Source organism: Sphingopyxis granuli NBRC 100800, assembly GCF_001591045.1.
Taxonomy (GTDB): Bacteria; Pseudomonadota; Alphaproteobacteria; order Sphingomonadales; family Sphingomonadaceae; genus Sphingopyxis; species Sphingopyxis granuli.
Genome location: NZ_BCUA01000169.1, coordinates 1 through 1,475, shown reverse-complemented (window position 1 = coordinate 1,475; position 1,475 = coordinate 1). Strand labels below are relative to the sequence as shown.

Below are 1,475 nucleotides of genomic sequence, written 5' to 3'. Positions count from 1 at the left end.
TCGACCCGGCGGCGCGGCTGGCGGCATTCACGGCCTCGCTCTCCGGCGAGGGCGCGGTCGTCAGCTTCACCGGCCACGCGCGCGCCGCGGCAAAGGACGGCGCGCCGCTCGCCTCGCTGGTGCTGGAAAGCTATCGCGGCGTGACGCTCGCCTCGATGCGGGCGATCGCGGCCGACGCGCGGGCGCGCTTTCGCATCACCCGCAGCCTCGTCGTGCACCGGGCGGGGCGCATCCTGCCCGGCGAGGCGATCGTCTTCGTCGCCACCGCCGCCGCGCACCGCCGCGCCGCCTTCGAGGCCGCGGACTATCTGATGGACCGGCTGAAGACCGAGGCGGTGTTCTGGAAGCGCGAGGAGGCGCCCGAGGGAAGCCGCTGGATCGAACCCACCGACGCCGACCGTTCGGCCGTCGCGCGCTGGGAAGCCGCAACATGGGAATGACGCATGCCCGGAATTGACGACAGCCTGACCTTCCACCCGCTGCATATCGCGGTGCTGACCGTGTCGGATACGCGCACGATGGAGACCGACACCTCCGGCGCGCTGCTCGCCGAGCGGCTGACGGCGGCCGGCCACAAGCTCGCCGCGCGCGCCATCGTCACCGACGAGGTGCAGGCGATCCGCGACCGGATGGCAGCGTGGATCGCCGACCCCGGCATCGACATCATCGTCAGCACCGGCGGCACCGGCTTCACGCCGCGCGACGTGACGCCCGAGGCGGTGATGCCGCTGCTGCGCCGGGTGATGGACGGGTTCAGCGTCGTCTTCCATCAGGCGAGCATGACAACCATCGGCGTATCGACGCTGCAATCGCGCGCCTTCGCAGGCCAGGCGGACGATACCTTCATCTTCTGCGTGCCCGGTTCGACCGGCGCCTGCCGCGACGCGTGGGACCTCGTGCTCGCCGCCGAGTTCGACAGCCGCCACCGCCCCTGCTCGATCGCCGGACAGGTGCCGCGCCTCGCCGGACTGTGCGCATGAACGACCTGTCGCATATCGATGCCGCCGGGCGGGCGCGCATGGTCGATGTCGGCGACAAGCCGGTGACGACGCGCCGGGCCGAGAGCCGGGGCGAACTCCTCTGCGCGCCGGCGACGCTCGACAAGGTGCGCGCCGGCGAAACGCCCAAGGGCAGCGTCATCGCCACCGCCGAACTGGCCGGGGTCATGGCCGCCAAGCGCACCGCCGAGTTGATCCCGCTGTGCCATCCGCTCGCGCTGTCGCAGGTGCTGGTGGAGATTGCCATCGACGACAGCCTGCCCGGCTTCAGCATCCGGGCGGAGGTGCGCACCAGCGGGCAGACCGGGGTGGAGATGGAAGCGCTGACCGCCGTTTCGGTCGCTGCGCTGACCCTGTTCGACATGCTGAAGGCGGTCGACAAGACGATGACGATCGAGGCGATCCGGGTGACGGCGAAGGATGGCGGGCGATCGGGCGCGATGCGCAAGCCATGACGGGTTTCGACGACGCGGTGGC

At 71.3% G+C, this 1,475-nt stretch carries 3 protein-coding genes; all 3 read left to right on the top strand.

All coding sequences use genetic code 11. The features are described 5' to 3' along the window. On the top strand, nucleotides 1-440 hold a 440-nt coding region (locus tag SGR02S_RS19220), incomplete at its 5' end, for a molybdenum cofactor biosynthesis protein MoaE (RefSeq protein WP_218000150.1). Between the two features lie 3 nt (nucleotides 441-443). After that, nucleotides 444-980 (top strand): molybdenum cofactor biosynthesis protein B, encoded by a 537-nt coding sequence (gene moaB, locus SGR02S_RS19215; protein ID WP_067113827.1) that lies wholly within the window; start codon nucleotides 444-446, stop codon nucleotides 978-980. Then, nucleotides 977-1,453, top strand: a complete 477-nt coding sequence (gene moaC / locus SGR02S_RS19210; protein WP_082797251.1) for a cyclic pyranopterin monophosphate synthase MoaC — start codon at nucleotides 977-979, stop codon at nucleotides 1,451-1,453. Before moaB ends, moaC begins: the two co-directional genes overlap by 4 nt. Nucleotides 1,454-1,475 lie beyond the last annotated feature (22 nt).